Origin of the sequence: Ralstonia sp. UBA689 (genome assembly GCF_002298975.1) — a bacterium.
Classification (GTDB): Bacteria; Pseudomonadota; Gammaproteobacteria; order Burkholderiales; family Burkholderiaceae; genus Ralstonia.
The window spans coordinates 1-15,800 of the sequence record NZ_DBMV01000047.1; the positions used below are offsets into that span (position 1 = coordinate 1).

Consider the following 15,800-nt stretch of genomic DNA (forward strand, 5'->3'; position numbering starts at 1 on the left):
TGAAACAAGGGATGGACCAACAGCAAAAAACCTCAAACCATCCCAGTCGCATAAAACATCGCAATCACAAAAAACACCGCCGCCGTCTTAATCAACGTCACGCAAAACACGTCGCGATATGCCTCACGGTGCGTGAGGCCGGTCACGGCCAGCAGCGTGATCACGGCGCCGTTGTGCGGCAGCGTATCCATGCCCCCCGAGGCCATCGCCGCCACCCGGTGCAGCACATCCATCGGGATGCCCGTCGCCTGCGCAGCCTGCACGAACTGATCCGCCATCGCGGCCAGCGCGATGCTCATGCCGCCCGAGGCCGAGCCGGTAATACCTGCGAGCGTGCTCACCGTCACGGCTTCGTTGACGAGCGGGTTCGGAATCGCACGCAATCCCTCGGCCAGCACCAGGAAGCCCGGCAGCGCAGCAATGACGCCGCCGAAGCCGTATTCCGACGCAGTGTTCATTGCCGCCAGCAGCGCACCGCCCACGGCCGCTTTGCTGCCCTCTGCAAAGCGATCCTTCACCGCACGGAAACCGAATACGATCACCACGACGATGCCGATCAGCAGCGCGGCTTCCACTGCCCAGATGGCCGTCAGCTTGTCGGCCTCGACGGTCAACGGTTTCGGCAGGCCCGGCAGCGCGACGGTGACGACCTTGCCGTACCACGTCGGAATCCAGCGCGTGAACAGCAGGTTCATCACGCCCACCAGCACGAGCGGCGACAGCGCGATCAGCGGATGGGCGAGCTTGCCGTCCTCGGCGGTTTCGGGCTCGTTGACGAGCTTGGCGAGGCCGTGGCCATAGCCGTGGCCATTGCGCGCGGCCACGCGGCGGCGCCATTCCAGGTAGGCCATGCCCACGATGATGATGAACATCGCACCGGCCGTACCCAGCCACGGCGCGGCCCACGAGGTGGTGTGGAAGAACGTGGTGGGAATGATGTTCTGGATCTGCGGCGTGCCCGGCAGCGAATCCATCGTGAACGAGAATGCGCCCAGCGCAATCGTGCCCGGGATCAGGCGCTTGGGGATGTTGCCCTGGCGGAACATCTCGGCGGCAAACGGATACACCGCAAACACCACCACGAACAGCGACACGCCGCCATACGTCAGCAGTGCGCACACCAGCACGATGGAGAGCATCGCCCGCTTGGCCCCCACCACGCGGATGACGGAGGCGACGATCGCGCGCGAGAAGCCCGACAACTCGATCACCTTGCCGAACACGGCACCGAGCAGGAACACCGGGAAATACAGTTTGACGAAGCCGACCATCTTGTCCATGAAGATGCCGGCAAACACCGGCGCCACGGCAGATGGATCGGTCAGCAGCACCGCGCTCAGAGCGGCCAACGGTGCAAACAGGATGACGCTGTAGCCGCGGTACGCGGCGAACATCAGAAACGCTAGCGCGGCTAGCACGACGATGACGGACATCGACAATCTCCTCGCATTCTTTTCTTTTTAAGAGCGACGGATTGTATGACGCGATGCAGCAGATTCCTGTTACGCAATCACGCGTATTGAACTGGCGGCGGAATTGGCGTCTGGCCGCACAGGACGCGCGTCTTCGTCATGATGACAATTCAGTGACGATGGCCCCAGCCGCTGTGTCCCCCACCCCGTCCGCTCCAGCCGCCATGTCCCCAGTTCCGGCCACCCCAACCACGATGGCAACCCCAGCATCCGCCACCGCCGATCCACACACTCCCGAAAATCGGCGCCGGATACACCGCGGGGCCGTAGTAGTAATAAGGATCGTATGAATACGCCGGATAGGCAGGCGCCGGCGCGACGGCCGCAGGAGCGATCGGATTGCCATAGGCGTCATAGTAAGGGGCAACCACGCAGCCGCCCAGCAATGCGGCCGCGCATGCGGCCAGCACGCCCGGCAGGAAGGCGGCAACGCGACTGCGATGCGATGTCGGGTCCATGATGTGCTCCGTCGAGTGCATGTGCATATGCATTTGACACCGTTTGGCCCATCCGATTCCAAGGACTTGTGACGCCGGCGCTGCCAATCGCTGCGGGATCACTTACCATGACCGCTTCGCCGCCGCGCGGGGGGGAGAGATCGCGGCGGGGGAACCCACAACAATTGGAGGACACATCCATGCAAGCCACGGCAACGCCCACCCAGGGCGCTCGTGCACCGGCTCCGGCCATCTCCGCCACCACCCGACGTAAGGCCATCATTGCCGCCACCATCGGCAACGGCCTCGAGTGGTTCGACTTCACGGTCTACGGCTTCTTTGCGCTCATCATCGCCAAGCTGTTCTTTCCGACTGGCAATGAACTCACCTCGTACCTGCTGACCGCCGCCACGTTTGGCGTGGGGTTCTTCATGCGGCCGGTCGGCGCCGTCGTGCTTGGCATCTACGCCGACCGCGTGGGCCGCAAGGCGGCGCTCACGCTGACCATCATGATGATGGCGCTGGGCACCGCCATCATCGGGCTGGCCCCAACGTACTCGCAGATCGGCATCGGCGCGCCGATCCTGATCGTCATCGCACGACTCATCCAGGGCTTCTCGGCCGGCGGTGAAGTCGGCGGCGCCACGGCGTTTCTGATCGAATACGCGCCCGACGACAAGCGCGGCTACTTCGCCAGTTGGCAACAGGCAAGCCAGGGCATCTCGTTCATCCTTGGCGCGGCAATGGGCGCACTCGTCATCAACGGGTTGTCGCCCGAACAGGTCGACACCTGGGGCTGGCGCATTCCTTTCCTGTTCGGGCTGCTGATCGGGCCGGTCGGCATGTACATCCGCTCGCACCTGCACGAGCCGCCGGCGTTTGAAGAGCAGAAGGCCAAGGCCGCCAAGGAATCGCGCCTGGCACCGCTATCGCAGGTGTTCCGCGATCACCCGCGCGAAGTGCTCGGCGGCCTGGGCGTGACCATCCTCTGGACGGTCTGCACCTATACGCTGGTGTTCTACATGCCGACGTATGCCAAGCAGCAGCTTGGCCTGCCGCTGGGTGCGACGTTCCAGTCCACGGCGCTGTGCGGCGTGATCATCTTCGTGCTGTGCCCGATCATGGGTACGCTGTCCGACCGCATTGGTCGCAAGCGCATGCTGGGTACCGTGGCGCTCATCATCGCGGCCGCCGCGTATCCGCTCTTCCACTGGCTGAACGTCAACCCGACCGTGCAGACGCTGCTGCAGGTGCAGGTGATCCTGGGCGTGCTGCTGGCCGCTTTCACGGGGCCGGCACCAGCAGTGCTGGCCGAACAGTTCCCGACGGCAGTGCGCTCGACTGGCCTGTCCATCTCGTACAACCTGGCGGTGACGGTGTTCGGCGGCTTTGCGCCGCTGATTGTCACGAAGTTGATCGAGGCCACCGGCAGCAAGCTGGCGCCGTCGTACTACGTCATGGTGGCCGCCGTGATCAGCGTGTTTGCGCTGGCCCTGATGCACGACCGCACGGGCAAGCCGATCGAGAAGTAATCTCGTGTAATCGACCCGATCGACAGCGGCCGGTGGCTCAAACCACCGGCCGTTCGTCTTTAGCGGCAAGCAACGCCGCGTTTTCGACTACGCGCACACCCGGCGCATCCACGCGCGCCGCCGTTACCAGCGCCGCCGCCACCGATTCCGCAGGCACCGGCCGCCAGGGCTTGGGCACGAGCGATCCGATGGCGCGCGACAGATTCTGTGCGATCCGTTCCCCCAGACGGAATTCGGTCCGCTTGCCGAGCAGCAACGAAGGCCGCACGACCGTAACCGACGGAAAGCCGATCGACAGGATCTCCGCTTCCACCTCGCCCTTGCAGCGATTGTAAAAAACGCTCGAGCGAGCATCCGCGCCCAGCGCGCTGACCAGCAGGAAATGATGCGCACCGGCCGCGAACGCGCGCCGCGCCAGCTCCGCCGGATACTCAACATCAACCCGCCGGAAGGCCGCCTGCGAGCCGGCCTGGCGGATGGTCGTGCCCAGCGCGCAGATGACGATGTCGGCAGCGAATTCGGACTGCGCCTCAGGCGCACCCAGCCGCTCGAAATCGACCACGCGCTCGCGCAACCGGCCCGGCATCGCCTGCCCGGCAGTCAACGCCCCAGGGCGGCGCACCAGCGCGGTCACACTGCCGGCCCAGGTTTGTGCAACCAGACGGCGCACCACGGCGCGACCGACCAATCCGTTGGCACCGGCCACCAGCACGGCCGGTCCGCGCGGCTGCTCGGCGGCATAACCATCAGCCGCGGGGCCTTGTGCGACAGGCGTTTGCGAACTCGACATGATGTTCTCCATGAGGTTTGCGCTGGTCGCCAAAAACACAGTGTACGGCGGCTGGCGAGCAAACTTCCGACGTGCCGGGTGCGCGTTTGCGGTGCGCAAAGCGTTTTCTGAAATGCAAACAAACCCTGTCGATATCAGGTGTTTCCCGGATGCCCACCCCGCAAACGTAGACAGGACAAGTGTCGGCTGCGAGCAACGGCCCGCAAAGCCTTGCAGTTAGGGGATTTGCAACCCTTCACAACGGTGATATAAAACGGGTCGCAGTACAACGCTGTCCAACAAACCTGAAGTGGGGAACTGACATGACGACCAAATCCGAACTCGTAGCCGCCATTGCGAAAGACGCTGAACTGAGCAACGCCGCCGCCGAGCGCGCACTGAACTCCGCGCTGGAAAACATCAAGAAGACCGTCGCCAAGGGCGGCACCATCACGCTGGTTGGCTTCGGTTCATTCTCGTCGGGCAAGCGTGCTGCACGCACCGGCCGCAACCCGCGCACTGGCGAAGCCATCAAGATCCCGGCAACCAAGACCGTGAAGTTCACGGCTGGCAAGGGCTTCAAGGACGCCGTGAACAAGAAGAAGTAAGAGTCTTCTGCCGCGCCCCACGGGGCCGGGAGACTTGCAAGGGACCCTCCGGGGTCCCTTTTCTTTTGATCGAACGCAACGTCAAGCGATCGGCCAGAGCGCGACCAGATACCCAACCGACCCGACGCGGGCGACCAGCGTTTCGCCACCAGCGGGTGCATCCAGCCAGACCGCCGCGCCCTGCGGCACGTCGAAGCCTCCCGCCGACAGCGTACCGTGCACGCAATACACCAGCCATTGCATGCCCGGACGCGTCAGCGGCAACGACCGGCGCTCGCCTGCGGCCAGCGCAATCGCCTCGGCGTGATGCGCCCAGGCGTTACGCCGCGTCATCACGTTGAAATCCGATAGCGGCGCATCGAGCGTGGCGTGGATCTCCACTTCACCGGGAAAGCGCGCCGGCGCTTCGCCCGGCGCGAGCGAAACCATTTCGCCATCAGCGCGATGCATCGTCAGCCGCCCGCCCGCGATAACCGCTAGCGACCGGTCGATGCCGGCAAAGCGCGAGAACGGCCCGGCTGCGTCCACCTGGGCGGTGCTCACGCGCCAGTCGAAGTTGTCCAGCGTGGCGCCGGCCGGCGCGATGGCGATCTCGGTGGTGACGCCGCCACCGTTCTTCCACGGCATGCGGCGCATCGCATCAGCGGGGATCAGCTTCATGGCGGCCCAATAGGTGATACGCCAGACGTGCGGCTACGCGCACGGTGCGGCGGTCCTGGTCGTATTCGGGATTGGTTTCGGCGATGTCCGCCACGCGCACCTTGCCGGTGGCGCAGACATGCCGCACGAGTTCTTCGAGCACCGGCAGCGTGACGCCGTATGCGGCAGGTGCTGACACGCCGGGCGCCACGGCGGCGGCCAGCACGTCCATGTCGATGGTCAGGTAGATGTGATCGGCGCCGGCCAGCCATGCATCCAGATCGGCCATGCGGGCGTCGAGGTGGCGCTCCTGCACGCTCGCATCTTCCACGTAATGCGCGTGCAGTGCGTTAGCGCGGTCGAACAGCGCGGGCGTGTTCGACAGGCGGCTCACGCCCAGGCAGCAATATGTCAGGTCGATACCGTGCGCGGCGCAGTCTTCGGCGATCTGGTCGAACGGCGTACCGGAGTTGCCAGGGCGGCTGGTGCGCAGGTCGAAATGCGCGTCGAAATTGACGACAGCCAAGCGCCCGCGCCAGCCCTGTGTCTGCCAATGCTGGCGCAGCCCCTGATAGGTGCCGAACGCAACTTCATGACCACCGCCCAGCACGACCGGATGCGCGCCCGCATTGAGCAGACGGAACACCGCGTCGCCAAGCACGGTTTGCGCATGCTCCAGATCGCCGTCGTCGCAGGTCACGTCGCCGGCATCGGCTAGCCGCGTGAGGCCATGTGCCGGCACGTTGGCCAGCGCGCGGCGGATCTCGCGCGGGCCCTGCGCGGCACCGGCGCGGCCGTGGTTGCGCACCACGCCTGCGTCACACGCAAAGCCGAGCACGGCAGGTGCGCCCGACAGGTTCATCGCATCAGCGGGCCGCACAACCTGGAACAGGCGCGTCACATCACCGCGCTCATCCGTGTCGTGGCGACCCTGCCAGACGGAAGCATCGAACGTCATCATCATGACCGCGTTAGCACCGCTTGCAGGAACGACCGCGTACGCGCTTCCTTGGGCGCGCCGAAAATGGTCGAGGGCGGCCCGGCTTCGACGATGCCGCCGCCGTCCATCACCACCACCACGTCGGCCACCTCGCGCGCAAAACCCATCTCGTGCGTGACGACCAGCATCGTCATGCCCTCCTTGGCGAGCAGCTTCATTACCTGCAGCACCTCACCGACGAGCTCCGGATCCAGCGCAGACGTCGGCTCGTCGAACAGCATCACCTTAGGCTGCATCGCCAGCGCACGAGCAATCGCCACGCGTTGCTTCTGGCCGCCGGAGAGGCTTGCGGGCATCGCATCCGCCTTGTGCGCGAGACCAACCTTCTGCAGCAATTCACGGGCCTCGGTTTCGGCCTCTTGCTTCGATTTGCCGCGCAGCATGCGCGGGCCGATCGTGATGTTGTGCAGCACCGAAAGGTGCGGGAACAGGTTGAACGACTGGAACACCATCCCGACCTGCTGGCGCAGGTGGTTCAGATCGTGCTCGGGCAGCAGCGTGCCGTTGTCGATCAGCCGCTTGCCGCAGATGTCGATGGTGCCGCCTTCGGCCACTTCCAGCCCGTTGCAGCAGCGCAGGAAGGTGCTCTTGCCCGAACCGCTGGGGCCGATCACGACCACCACCTGCGACGCATCGACCTCGAAGTCGATGCCTTTGAGCACGGTGTGATCGCCATACGATTTGGTCAAGCCGCGGATCTGGATCATCGGTACATCCAGCGCGGATTTGAGAGTTTGCGGGTGAGCCGCATTTGTCATGCTCATTGCACCATGCCTCCCGCACGGATGTTGCGTTCAAGCCGATGGAGCAAATAGCTGGCAGCACTGGTCAGCACCAGATACACCAGCGCAATCGCCAGATACACCTCCAGCGAGCGATACGACACGCTGATGATCTTCTGCCCTTCGTGCATCAAGTCGTGGATGGTGAGCAGCGACACCAGCGCCGAGTTCTTGATGAGCGCGATGAACTCATTGCCCAGCGGGGGAATCATCCGCACCACGGCCTGCGGCAGGATGATGGCGCGCATCGACTGCGCCGACGACATGCCGATCGAGCGCGCCGCCTCCATCTGCCCGCGATCGACCGACTGGATCGCACCGCGCACGATCTCCGACACATACGCGCCCGAGTACACGCCCAGCCCCAGTACGCCGCACACAAAGGCCGGCAGCAGGATGTCGAACTGCGGCAGCCCGAAGAACAGCAGGAAGAGCTGCACCAGCAGCGGCGTGCCACGGATGAACGTCACGTACACCGTGCAGATGCCGTAGATGAAGCGCCGGCGCGGGTTCAGCCGGCCGATGCCGACCAGCAAGCCCAGCACGCAGCCGAGCACCAGCGCGGCGGCCGTCACCTCCACGGTGACGAGCGCTCCGCGCAGGATGTCCGGCCAGCCGGCCAAGACGGGAGAGAAATCGAGTTCCATCAGCGTGCTCGTGCGTCGTTACTTGGCGGCCGCGCCAAACCACTTCTTGAGGATCTGGTCGTACGTGCCGTCGGCCTTGATCTTCTCCAACGCGGCGTTCAACGCCTTGGTCAGTTCGGGCTGGTCACGGCGCACGGCGATGCCGTATTCCTCGGTGGTCAATGCCGGCTCGACGATGCGCAGGCCGGGGCGCGCACGCACGTAGTACGCCGCGGCCGGGCGGCCCGTGACAGCGGCGTCGGCGCGGCCGATCTCAACCAGGTTGAACATCTCTTGATTCTTCTCGACTTCCACGCGCTCGACCTTCGGGTAGTTCTCACGCAGGTAGTTGACCGACTTGGTGCCCACCTGCACGCTCACTTTCTTGCCGTTCAGATCGGCCGGCGTCTTGACGGCCGTGTTGCCCTGCTTGACCAGCGCCACGAGGCCGCCGTGGTAGTACGGCACCGTGAAGTCGACCACCTTCTTGCGCTCCTCGGTGATGTAGATACCCGAGATGGCCACGTCGAAGCGGCGCGAGATCAGGCCCGGCACGAGGCCCTTGAAGTCGATGTCGGTCCACTCGACCGGCCGGCCCATGGTGCGGGCCAGCGCTTCGATCAGGTCCACATCAAAGCCGGTGCGCTTGCCGTTCTCGACAAACTCCATCGGCGCGAAAGTGGCGTCGGTGGCCACGCGCAGCGGCTCACCCGCAGCGTGAGCAACCGAGGCAAAAGACGCCGCAGCGGACAGCGCCACGGCACAAGCCAGCATGAAACGACGGCGATTCCCCATGAGTGGTCTCCTTGTGTGCATGTGGGGTGAGAAAAACGATTCGAAGATTCAGACGTCTTGCAGCCGTGCCGAAATGGACGCAGCCGCAGCCACGGTCATGTCGATCAGGCGCTGCTCCTTGCCGCGCACGCGCGTGGCGGGCGCCATGAGCGTGATGGAGCCGAGCGCGTGGCCTGGCAGCCGGAATACCGGCACGCTCACACCCCAGACGCCCGGGTCCACTTCGCCTTCGGACAGCGCATAGCCGGCGGCACGAATATCGGTGAGTTCAGTTTGCAGTTGCGCCTGCTGGTCGCGATCGATGGCCAGCAGGTCGGCAAGAATGGCGCGCGCCGCAGTCGGCGGCATGAAAGCAAGCAATGATTTGGCGGAGGCGCCGGCCAGCAGCGGCACGCCGCGCCCCTTTTCGAACGAGCAGCGCAGCGATTGCTGACTCTCGACCATCTCCAGGCACACAGCCTGGTCTTTGACGGCCACCACCAGCCCGACCGATTCGCCCGATGCGACCGCCAGCTTGGTCATGCCGATGCGCGCCTCCTGCACGAGGTGCGAAGCGTGGTCAAAGCCGAGCGCAAGCTGCAGACTGATCGGCCCAGGCGCATAGGTGCCGGCCGATTCGAGCACGAAGCCCCAGCGCTTGAGCATCGCCACCTGGCGGTACAGCGTGCTCTGCGGCAGGCCGGTCAGTTCGACCAGCTCACGCGCCGCAACCGGGCGGCCGTGGCGCGCAATGGTGGCGAGCACCATCAGCACGCGGTCCGCACCGGCGGTGGGTTGTGCTGCAGGTTGTGCTGACCCGGGCTCGGTCATCGCAAAAGCTCCGCTCCGTGGCGTGGAATGCGACGGAGAATGCGACGGTTTTCTCAAATCATCAATGAATGATTCCCGCTCAATGGGAATATTTCGCAAATTCGGTATTTACACCTAGAACGCCTCAATCACATTCCAACCGTCTGCGTTCAGGCGTGCCTCCAGAAAAGCAACCGCGGCGTGGGCGGATGCCTCGCTACGGCACGTGGCCAGCGCGGCGGACAAGGGCGCGGCCAGTCCGTTGAGAAAGTCGATCGGCGCCTCGGGCCCCTCCGCGATGTAGCGCTGCAAAGCGGAGAATGCGCCGGCCTGGCTCAAGCGCCAATCGGCGCTCGATGCCTGCCGCACATGGCGTCCTGCCAGCGGCATGGCCGGCGCAGGTTTCGGTCGCGCCTTGGGCTTGGGCGCGGCCTTCACCGGCGCACGCCCAACCACATAGCCTTCGGCAAGCAGGCGCACGAAGTCATCGGTGTCCGGGCTGGCGCTGCTCAACTGCGCCAGGATTTCCGCTGCCGAGCGCTCGCCGTTGACCAGCAGCAGGACTGCGCGCTGGCGATGCGTCAGGTGCCCGCTGCGCGCTTGCAGTTCCTGCGTACCGCGCTCGGTGCGCGACGGGATTTGGCTCAGGTCCATCGTCTCCCTTCCTTGCTCTTGATATGACTGTTCGATGAAGGGGCAGTCTAGAAAAAACCGGCGCAGCGCGGATCGCTGGAACGTCGTGGGACGTGGCATACCGACTATCACGTGCGCGGCATTGCGTTTGCGCAGTCGCTCAGCTTGGGCGTGCATCGTCAAATCAGAATTGAAACTGGATCGACGCAAAGGCCGTTTATCGTGCCCGGAGAGCCCTCTACAGTGCAGCGCATCGCAACCCATTGGAGTCAACCATGTCCGTCCGCCCCACGATCGTTCGCCCCGCGCTGCTGACCGCTGGCGCGCTCACGCTGCTGGCCGCGCTGCCAGTCTTTGCTGCCACGGACGATGCCGACCTGATCCGAGCTGAACATGTGGCCGCGCCCGACACCCCCCAGGCCACCGCCGCCGTGCTGGCCGCACGCCGCTACGCTACGTTCTGGCACACCGGCGATGCGCGCTATGCCTCGGCAGCGCTATCGCCCAACTTTGCCGACCGCACCCTGCCCGCCGGACGCGCGCAGGGCACGCAAGGCCCGCTCGATGCCTCCAAGGCATTCCGCGCGGCGGTGCCCGACATGCGCGTGCAGATTGAAGACATGATCGTTGCCGGCGACCGCGTGGCAGTCCACCTGCGTTTTCGCGGACACTTCACCGGGCAGTTCGGCACCACGCGGGGCCAGAATCAGCCGATCGACTTCCAGGCCTTCGATTTGTATCGCGTCGCTGACGGCAAGATCGCCGAGAACTGGCACCTGGAAGACAACCAGACGTTGCTGCGGCAGATGGGCCTGCAGCCATGATCGACACGATTTCCCACGGCTTCGTTAACACACATTAACAGGCCGCCACCCCGCTCCCGCTATGCTTCTGCCGAGCTTGCAGTCCGCTGAGTGACTGCAGCCACGAGCCAACCAACACACACAAGAAGTCTTCAGGAGAAGCACATGGGAATGGGGTTTCAGGGCGCACTGCGCGCCTGGGCGAGCACGCTTGCCTGCGCATCGATCATGGGATGGGTGAGCGTCACGGCGGCCCACGCGCAACAGGCCGGCAATCCGGAACAGGAAATGAAGCAGGCCTGGGCGGTTGCCAAGGCCGCTGCCCAACTCGGCCCGACCTCGATCACGCTGCGCGACCAGGCCACGCTCAAGATCGGCGCGAACGAAGTCTTCATCCCGCAGCCAGCCGCCGGGCAGCTCATGCACGCCATGGGCAACAGCAACAACCCCGACATGCTCGGCCTGGTCATGCCGACCGCCGAGGACGATGATTGGATGGTCGTTGCCAAGTACGAAGCCTCGGGCTACATCAAGGATGACGACGCGAAGGACTGGAACGTCGACGACCTCTTCAAATCGCTCAAGGAAGGCACCGCCGCCGCCAACGAAGAGCGCGAGAAGCGCGGCATCCCTGCGCTGGAAATCCAAGGCTGGGTCGAGCGTCCGCACTACGACGCCGCCACGCACCGCCTGATCTGGTCAATGGCCGCGCGCTCCAAGGGCCAGCCCGCCGACGATCCGGGCGCGGTCAACTACAACACCTACGCGCTGGGCCGCGACGGCTACATCAGCCTGAACCTGATCACCGCGCGCGACCATGTGGATGCCGACAAACCGGCCGTGCAGAAGCTGCTGGCCGACCTCGACTTCAAGGACGGCAAGCGCTACGCGGATTTCAATTCGAAGACCGACAAGGTGGCTGAATACGGCCTGGCCGCGCTGGTCGGCGGCATTGCCGCCAAGAAGCTGGGTATGTTTGCCGTGATGGCCGCGTTCCTGGCCAAGTTCGCCAAGGTCGCGATCCTGGCGGTGGCGGGCTTTGGCGCGGCCATCGCCAAGTTCTTCAAGCGCAAGCCGAGCGCCTGAGGGTCATACCGTGGCCAAGTTGCTGATCCTGCTGTTCTCGGGACTGAAGTTCGGCAAGCTGCTGACCACCGGCGGCACCATGCTGCTGTCGGTGGCGGCGTATGCCTTTGTGTTCGGCTGGCGCTACGCGGTGGGCTTCGTGGTGCTGCTGTTCATCCATGAGATGGGCCACTTCATGGCGGCGCGCCAGCGCGGACTGGCGGTAGGCGCACCAACCTTCATCCCGTTCGTCGGCGCGTGGATCGACCTGAAAGAACAGCCGATGGACGTCGAGACCGAGGCGTACATCGGCCTGGCCGGCCCGGTTGCCGGCACGGTTGGCGCGATGCTCTGCTACGGCCTCGCGCGCTACGCCGATAGCCAGTTGCTGCTGGCGTTGGCCTACGCGGGCTGCTTCCTGAACCTGTTCAACCTGATCCCGCTCGCGCCGTTCGACGGCGGGCGCATCACGGCGGTGCTGTCGCCGCGCATCTGGTTTCTGGGAGTGCCGGTGCTGGTGGCGCTGTTCGCCTGGCGGCCGAGCCCCATTCTGATCCTCGTGGCGGTGTTGGCCGTTCCGCAACTGATGAAGGCCTGGCGCTATGATCCGCACGCGCCGGAAAATCGCGCCTACTACAGCATCTCCAACGAATCACGCCTGACTTCTACCGTGTACTACCTCGGCCTGGTCGTCTTCCTGGCGATGATGAGCCATGAGCTGCACGACATGCTGGGCAACGTGCGCTCGGTGAGTTGAGTTGCACGGAAACGAAGCGCGCATAAAAAAACCTCCGCCCGTAAGCGCGGAGGTTTTTTCTTGGCGCTGAGTGTTGATACTCGGCGCGCGGGCGATTCGCCTTAGGCGAAGTTCGCGGCGACGAAGTCCCAGTTGACCAGGTTCCAGAACGCCTCGACGTACTTCGGACGGGCGTTGCGATAGTCGATGTAGTAGGCGTGTTCCCACACGTCGCAGGTCAGCAGCGGCTTGGCGTCCGTCGTGAGCGGCGTGGCGGCGTTGGAGGTCGACACCAGGTCAAGCGAGCCATCGGCCTTCTTCACCAGCCAGGCCCAGCCCGAACCGAACGTGCCGATGGCCGTCTTGGTGAACTCTTCCTTGAACTTGTCGAAGCTGCCCCACTTGGCATTGATGGCGTCAGCCAGCTTGCCGGTCGGTGCGCCGCCGCCGTTCGGCTTCAGGCCGTTCCAGTAGAACGTGTGGTTCCACACCTGCGCGGCGTTGTTGAACACACCGCCCGAGGACTTCTTGACGATGTCTTCCAGGCTCAGGTTCTCAAACTCGGTACCCGGGATCAGGTTGTTCAGGTTCGTGACGTAAGTCTGGTGGTGCTTGCCGTAGTGGAACTCCAGCGTCTCTTTGGAGATGTGCGGAGCCAGAGCGTCGAGCGCGTACGGCAGCGGGGGGAGCGTGTGGGCCATTGTTCTTCCCTTTTGTGGGTTGCGTGGGTTGGGAGCGACGATTGTAGGAGACTTGCAAAACCGGCGCAAACCGCGCGCCGAATCGTCGGAATACCCGCGCACCAGGTGCGGAATCGGGCAAAACGGCAATGTCGTCATGCGCCGCTTACATATCGAGCTTGGGCTGCGCCTGGGCGATCTCGATATCGACCGCGCCCAGCGCCAGCCGCGCCTCGATGCGTGCCCGGGCATGCAATGCATTCGGATCGCGGATTGCATGCCCCTTGGCGTCGAGCAGCACCGCGTAGCCGCGCTCCAGGGTGCGCTGCGGCGCCAACATCTCCAGGCCGGTGTGCTGACGCACCAAACGCTCTTGAGCGCGGATCAAGGTCTCACGCATGGCACGTGCCAGCGTGGCCTCGGCCTGCTGCAGCGCGCCGCGCTGCCGGGTGGCATCGGGGCGCGCGGCGGTCAGACGCATCGCCAGCAGGCGCTGCACGTGCTCGGCACGCTGCACGCGGCCCGTCAGGGCAAAGCGCAGGCGCCCTTCCAGGTGGGACAGTTGCGCATGACGCTCGCGCATCTGCGCCTGCGGGCTGCGCAGGCGGCGCGCGAGCCAGTCGACGGTCTGCGCGCGACGGTCCAACTGGCGGCGGAACTGGGCCGACAGCGCATCCCAGTCGCGGGCCACATCGCGCAGCATGCGGGCACGGTCGGGGCTGACGAGTTCCGCCGCCCCCGTGGGCGTGGGCGCACGCACGTCGGCCACAAAATCCACGATGGTCACATCCGTCTCGTGCCCGACGCCGGCCACGATGGGAATCTCGGAGGCCGCCACGGCGCGTGCAACCGGCTCTTCATTAAAGGCCCACAGGTCTTCAATGCTGCCGCCGCCCCGGCACAGGATGACGACGTCGACTTCTGCCCGGGCATTGACCGTCTCCAACATGGCGGCGATGCGTTCGGCAGCCCCGGCGCCCTGCACCGGCACCGGATAGACGACCACGGGCACATGCGGCGCACGCCGGCGCAGCGTGGTCAGCACGTCGCGCAGGGCCGCCGCCTGCAGCGAAGTCACCACGCCGATCGCACGCGGGTGCCCTGGCAGCGGCCGCTTGCGCTCGGCATCGAACAGGCCCTGCGCCTCCAGCGCGGCCTTCAGCCGCAGGAAAGCCTCATACAGATTGCCCAGGCCGGCACGACGGATAGCCTCGACGCTCAGTTGCAGTTCGCCGCGCGCCTCATACAGCGTGACTACCGCCCGCACCTCGACGGCCTCGCCCTCGCGCGGGGTGAAATCAGCGTATTGATTGCGGCCCTTGAACATCACGCAGCGGATCTGCGCGCCGGCATCCTTGAGCGAGAAATACCAGTGGCCGCTGGCCGCGCGCGTGAAGTTGGAAATCTCCCCACGCACCCAGCCGAGCGGGAAGTTGCGTTCGAGCAGCCCGGCAATCCGCCGGTTGACCTCGGTCACGGTCAACACGTCCTGCCCGCCCCGGTTGGGTGCGGACGGAGGCGACGCCGGAGTCACAGAAGCCGCTGGCGTGGCGGCGGGCGCATCCATCCAGAACGGGCGGCGGGAAGATGGCGACGTGGTCATAAGTGGTTGAAGCAGCGCAAAACGATGGGACCTTGGGGCGACTTCTACCTTGAATAGGGGAGGCAATGCTCGCCGGCGGGGCTACCTGTCCACAGCATAATGCCATTGTCAAGCTTGACAGACCTTGCATGACGCGCTCTCTGCATTTGGACGCAACCCGTTGATTCTTATGATAAATCCGCCCATGTCAAAATTTCAGCAGGGCAAGTAATTTCGTTGTGCGTCAAGCATTTAGCGCACGCGCCCCAAGGATGTTCACAAAGTTATCCACAGCGACACTGGAAAACCGCAAAGTGATGCCTGGGCAGTGGATAAATCGACGGCGGATCGCCCGCGTCCGGAGGCTTCTCCCCCGATTCTCTCGTGGAAAACCCTGCTGCCTATTTTTTGAGCGCGACACCCAACACCCTTTTGAATCAGTCACTTAAGGTGCTTGTTCAGGCAATGTCCACAACCGGTCCACAAGACTGTCCCGCTCCGGTGTGGATTATCGGCCAGATTTGCGGCGCGCCACCCGGCTTATCGGCCGATTCGGCACCGGGAGCCCGGTTGCATCATTTTTGAGCACGACATCGAACTTCCTTTTGCATCAAGCACTTAGTGTGCTTGTTCTGACGATGTCCACAACCCATCCACAAAACTCTCCCGCGGCAATGTGGATTACACGCCGGTTTCGGGGACTTTTCCGGGGCCGCTACCCGGTTCGCCCACAAACCGGTCCTGACAGCCACGTTGCATATTTTTTAAGCACAGCCAAGAACTTCCTTCTGCATCAACGACTTAGCTTGCTTGTCCGGGCAATGTCCACAGCCCGTCCACAAGACTGTCCCG

General features: G+C 64.5%; 17 protein-coding genes. 5 read left to right on the top strand and 12 right to left on the bottom strand.

Annotation, left to right across the window (positions count from 1 at the left end; translation table 11 throughout):
• Positions 1-32: 32 nt before the first annotated feature.
• Together B4F51_RS23805 and B4F51_RS23810 are read right to left on the bottom strand one after the other, a co-directional pair.
• A complete protein-coding gene (locus B4F51_RS23805; RefSeq protein WP_296229287.1) occupies positions 33-1,433 on the bottom strand; it encodes a GntP family permease in 1,401 nt (466 codons plus the stop codon).
• Between the two features lie 149 nt (positions 1,434-1,582).
• On the bottom strand, positions 1,583-1,930 hold the full coding sequence (locus B4F51_RS23810) for a hypothetical protein (RefSeq protein WP_296229289.1): 348 nt from the start codon (positions 1,928-1,930) through the stop codon (positions 1,583-1,585).
• Between the two features lie 179 nt (positions 1,931-2,109).
• Between B4F51_RS23810 and B4F51_RS23815 the strand changes: the two genes are divergently transcribed.
• Positions 2,110-3,441, top strand: a complete 1,332-nt coding sequence (locus B4F51_RS23815) for an MFS transporter (protein WP_296229290.1) — start codon at positions 2,110-2,112, stop codon at positions 3,439-3,441.
• A gap of 37 nt (positions 3,442-3,478) precedes the next feature.
• On the opposite strand, the gene B4F51_RS23820 is transcribed toward B4F51_RS23815, so the two are convergent.
• The gene (locus B4F51_RS23820) at positions 3,479-4,231 is read right to left on the bottom strand and encodes an oxidoreductase (RefSeq protein WP_296229291.1); all 753 of its coding nucleotides are present in this window, start codon (positions 4,229-4,231) and stop codon (positions 3,479-3,481) included.
• 302 nt (positions 4,232-4,533) lie between these two features.
• Here B4F51_RS23820 and B4F51_RS23825 point away from each other — a divergent pair, with 302 nt between their 5' ends.
• A complete protein-coding gene (locus B4F51_RS23825; protein WP_003272088.1) occupies positions 4,534-4,818 on the top strand; it encodes an HU family DNA-binding protein in 285 nt (94 codons plus the stop codon).
• An 81-nt stretch (positions 4,819-4,899) separates the two neighbouring features.
• Here the strand turns inward: B4F51_RS23825 and B4F51_RS23830 are convergent, their stop codons facing one another.
• From B4F51_RS23830 to B4F51_RS23860, 7 genes are all read right to left on the bottom strand, one after another.
• On the bottom strand, positions 4,900-5,478 hold the full coding sequence (locus B4F51_RS23830) for a HutD family protein (RefSeq protein ID WP_296229292.1): 579 nt from the start codon (positions 5,476-5,478) through the stop codon (positions 4,900-4,902).
• A complete protein-coding gene (hutG, locus tag B4F51_RS23835; protein ID WP_296229293.1) occupies positions 5,459-6,421 on the bottom strand; it encodes a formimidoylglutamase in 963 nt (320 codons plus the stop codon). The genes B4F51_RS23830 and hutG overlap by 20 nt, the downstream gene beginning before the upstream one ends.
• Positions 6,418-7,221: an amino acid ABC transporter ATP-binding protein gene (locus B4F51_RS23840; protein ID WP_296229294.1), complete on the bottom strand. Its 804-nt coding sequence runs from the start codon at positions 7,219-7,221 to the stop codon at positions 6,418-6,420. Before B4F51_RS23840 ends, hutG begins: the two co-directional genes overlap by 4 nt.
• Positions 7,218-7,886, bottom strand: a complete 669-nt coding sequence (locus tag B4F51_RS23845; RefSeq protein WP_296229295.1) for an amino acid ABC transporter permease — start codon at positions 7,884-7,886, stop codon at positions 7,218-7,220. The genes B4F51_RS23840 and B4F51_RS23845 overlap by 4 nt, the downstream gene beginning before the upstream one ends.
• An 18-nt stretch (positions 7,887-7,904) precedes the next feature.
• A complete protein-coding gene (locus B4F51_RS23850) occupies positions 7,905-8,660 on the bottom strand; it encodes a glutamine ABC transporter substrate-binding protein (RefSeq protein WP_296229297.1) in 756 nt (251 codons plus the stop codon).
• A gap of 48 nt (positions 8,661-8,708) precedes the next feature.
• The gene (locus tag B4F51_RS23855) at positions 8,709-9,470 is read right to left on the bottom strand and encodes an IclR family transcriptional regulator (RefSeq protein WP_296229298.1); all 762 of its coding nucleotides are present in this window, start codon (positions 9,468-9,470) and stop codon (positions 8,709-8,711) included.
• A gap of 114 nt (positions 9,471-9,584) precedes the next feature.
• Positions 9,585-10,103, bottom strand: coding sequence for a hypothetical protein (locus B4F51_RS23860; protein WP_296229300.1), 519 nt, complete (start codon positions 10,101-10,103; stop codon positions 9,585-9,587).
• A gap of 254 nt (positions 10,104-10,357) precedes the next feature.
• Here B4F51_RS23860 and B4F51_RS23865 point away from each other — a divergent pair, with 254 nt between their 5' ends.
• The 3 genes from B4F51_RS23865 (at position 10,358) to B4F51_RS23875 (ending at position 12,707) form a co-directional block, all read left to right on the top strand.
• Entirely contained in the window at positions 10,358-10,906 is a 549-nt protein-coding gene (locus B4F51_RS23865; RefSeq protein ID WP_296229302.1) for an ester cyclase, read from the top strand.
• Between the two features lie 144 nt (positions 10,907-11,050).
• On the top strand, positions 11,051-11,971 hold the full coding sequence (locus B4F51_RS23870; protein ID WP_296229303.1) for a DUF2167 domain-containing protein: 921 nt from the start codon (positions 11,051-11,053) through the stop codon (positions 11,969-11,971).
• A gap of 10 nt (positions 11,972-11,981) precedes the next feature.
• Complete coding sequence (locus tag B4F51_RS23875; protein ID WP_296229304.1) at positions 11,982-12,707, top strand: site-2 protease family protein; 726 nt, start codon at positions 11,982-11,984, stop codon at positions 12,705-12,707.
• Positions 12,708-12,808: 101 nt separating this feature from the next.
• Here the strand turns inward: B4F51_RS23875 and sodB are convergent, their stop codons facing one another.
• Entirely contained in the window at positions 12,809-13,387 is a 579-nt protein-coding gene (gene sodB / locus B4F51_RS23880; RefSeq protein ID WP_296229306.1) for a superoxide dismutase [Fe], read from the bottom strand.
• Positions 13,388-13,532: 145 nt separating this feature from the next.
• Positions 13,533-14,933, bottom strand: coding sequence for an exodeoxyribonuclease VII large subunit (gene xseA / locus B4F51_RS23885; RefSeq protein WP_296229404.1), 1,401 nt, complete (start codon positions 14,931-14,933; stop codon positions 13,533-13,535).
• Positions 14,934-15,800: the final 867 nt, after the last annotated feature.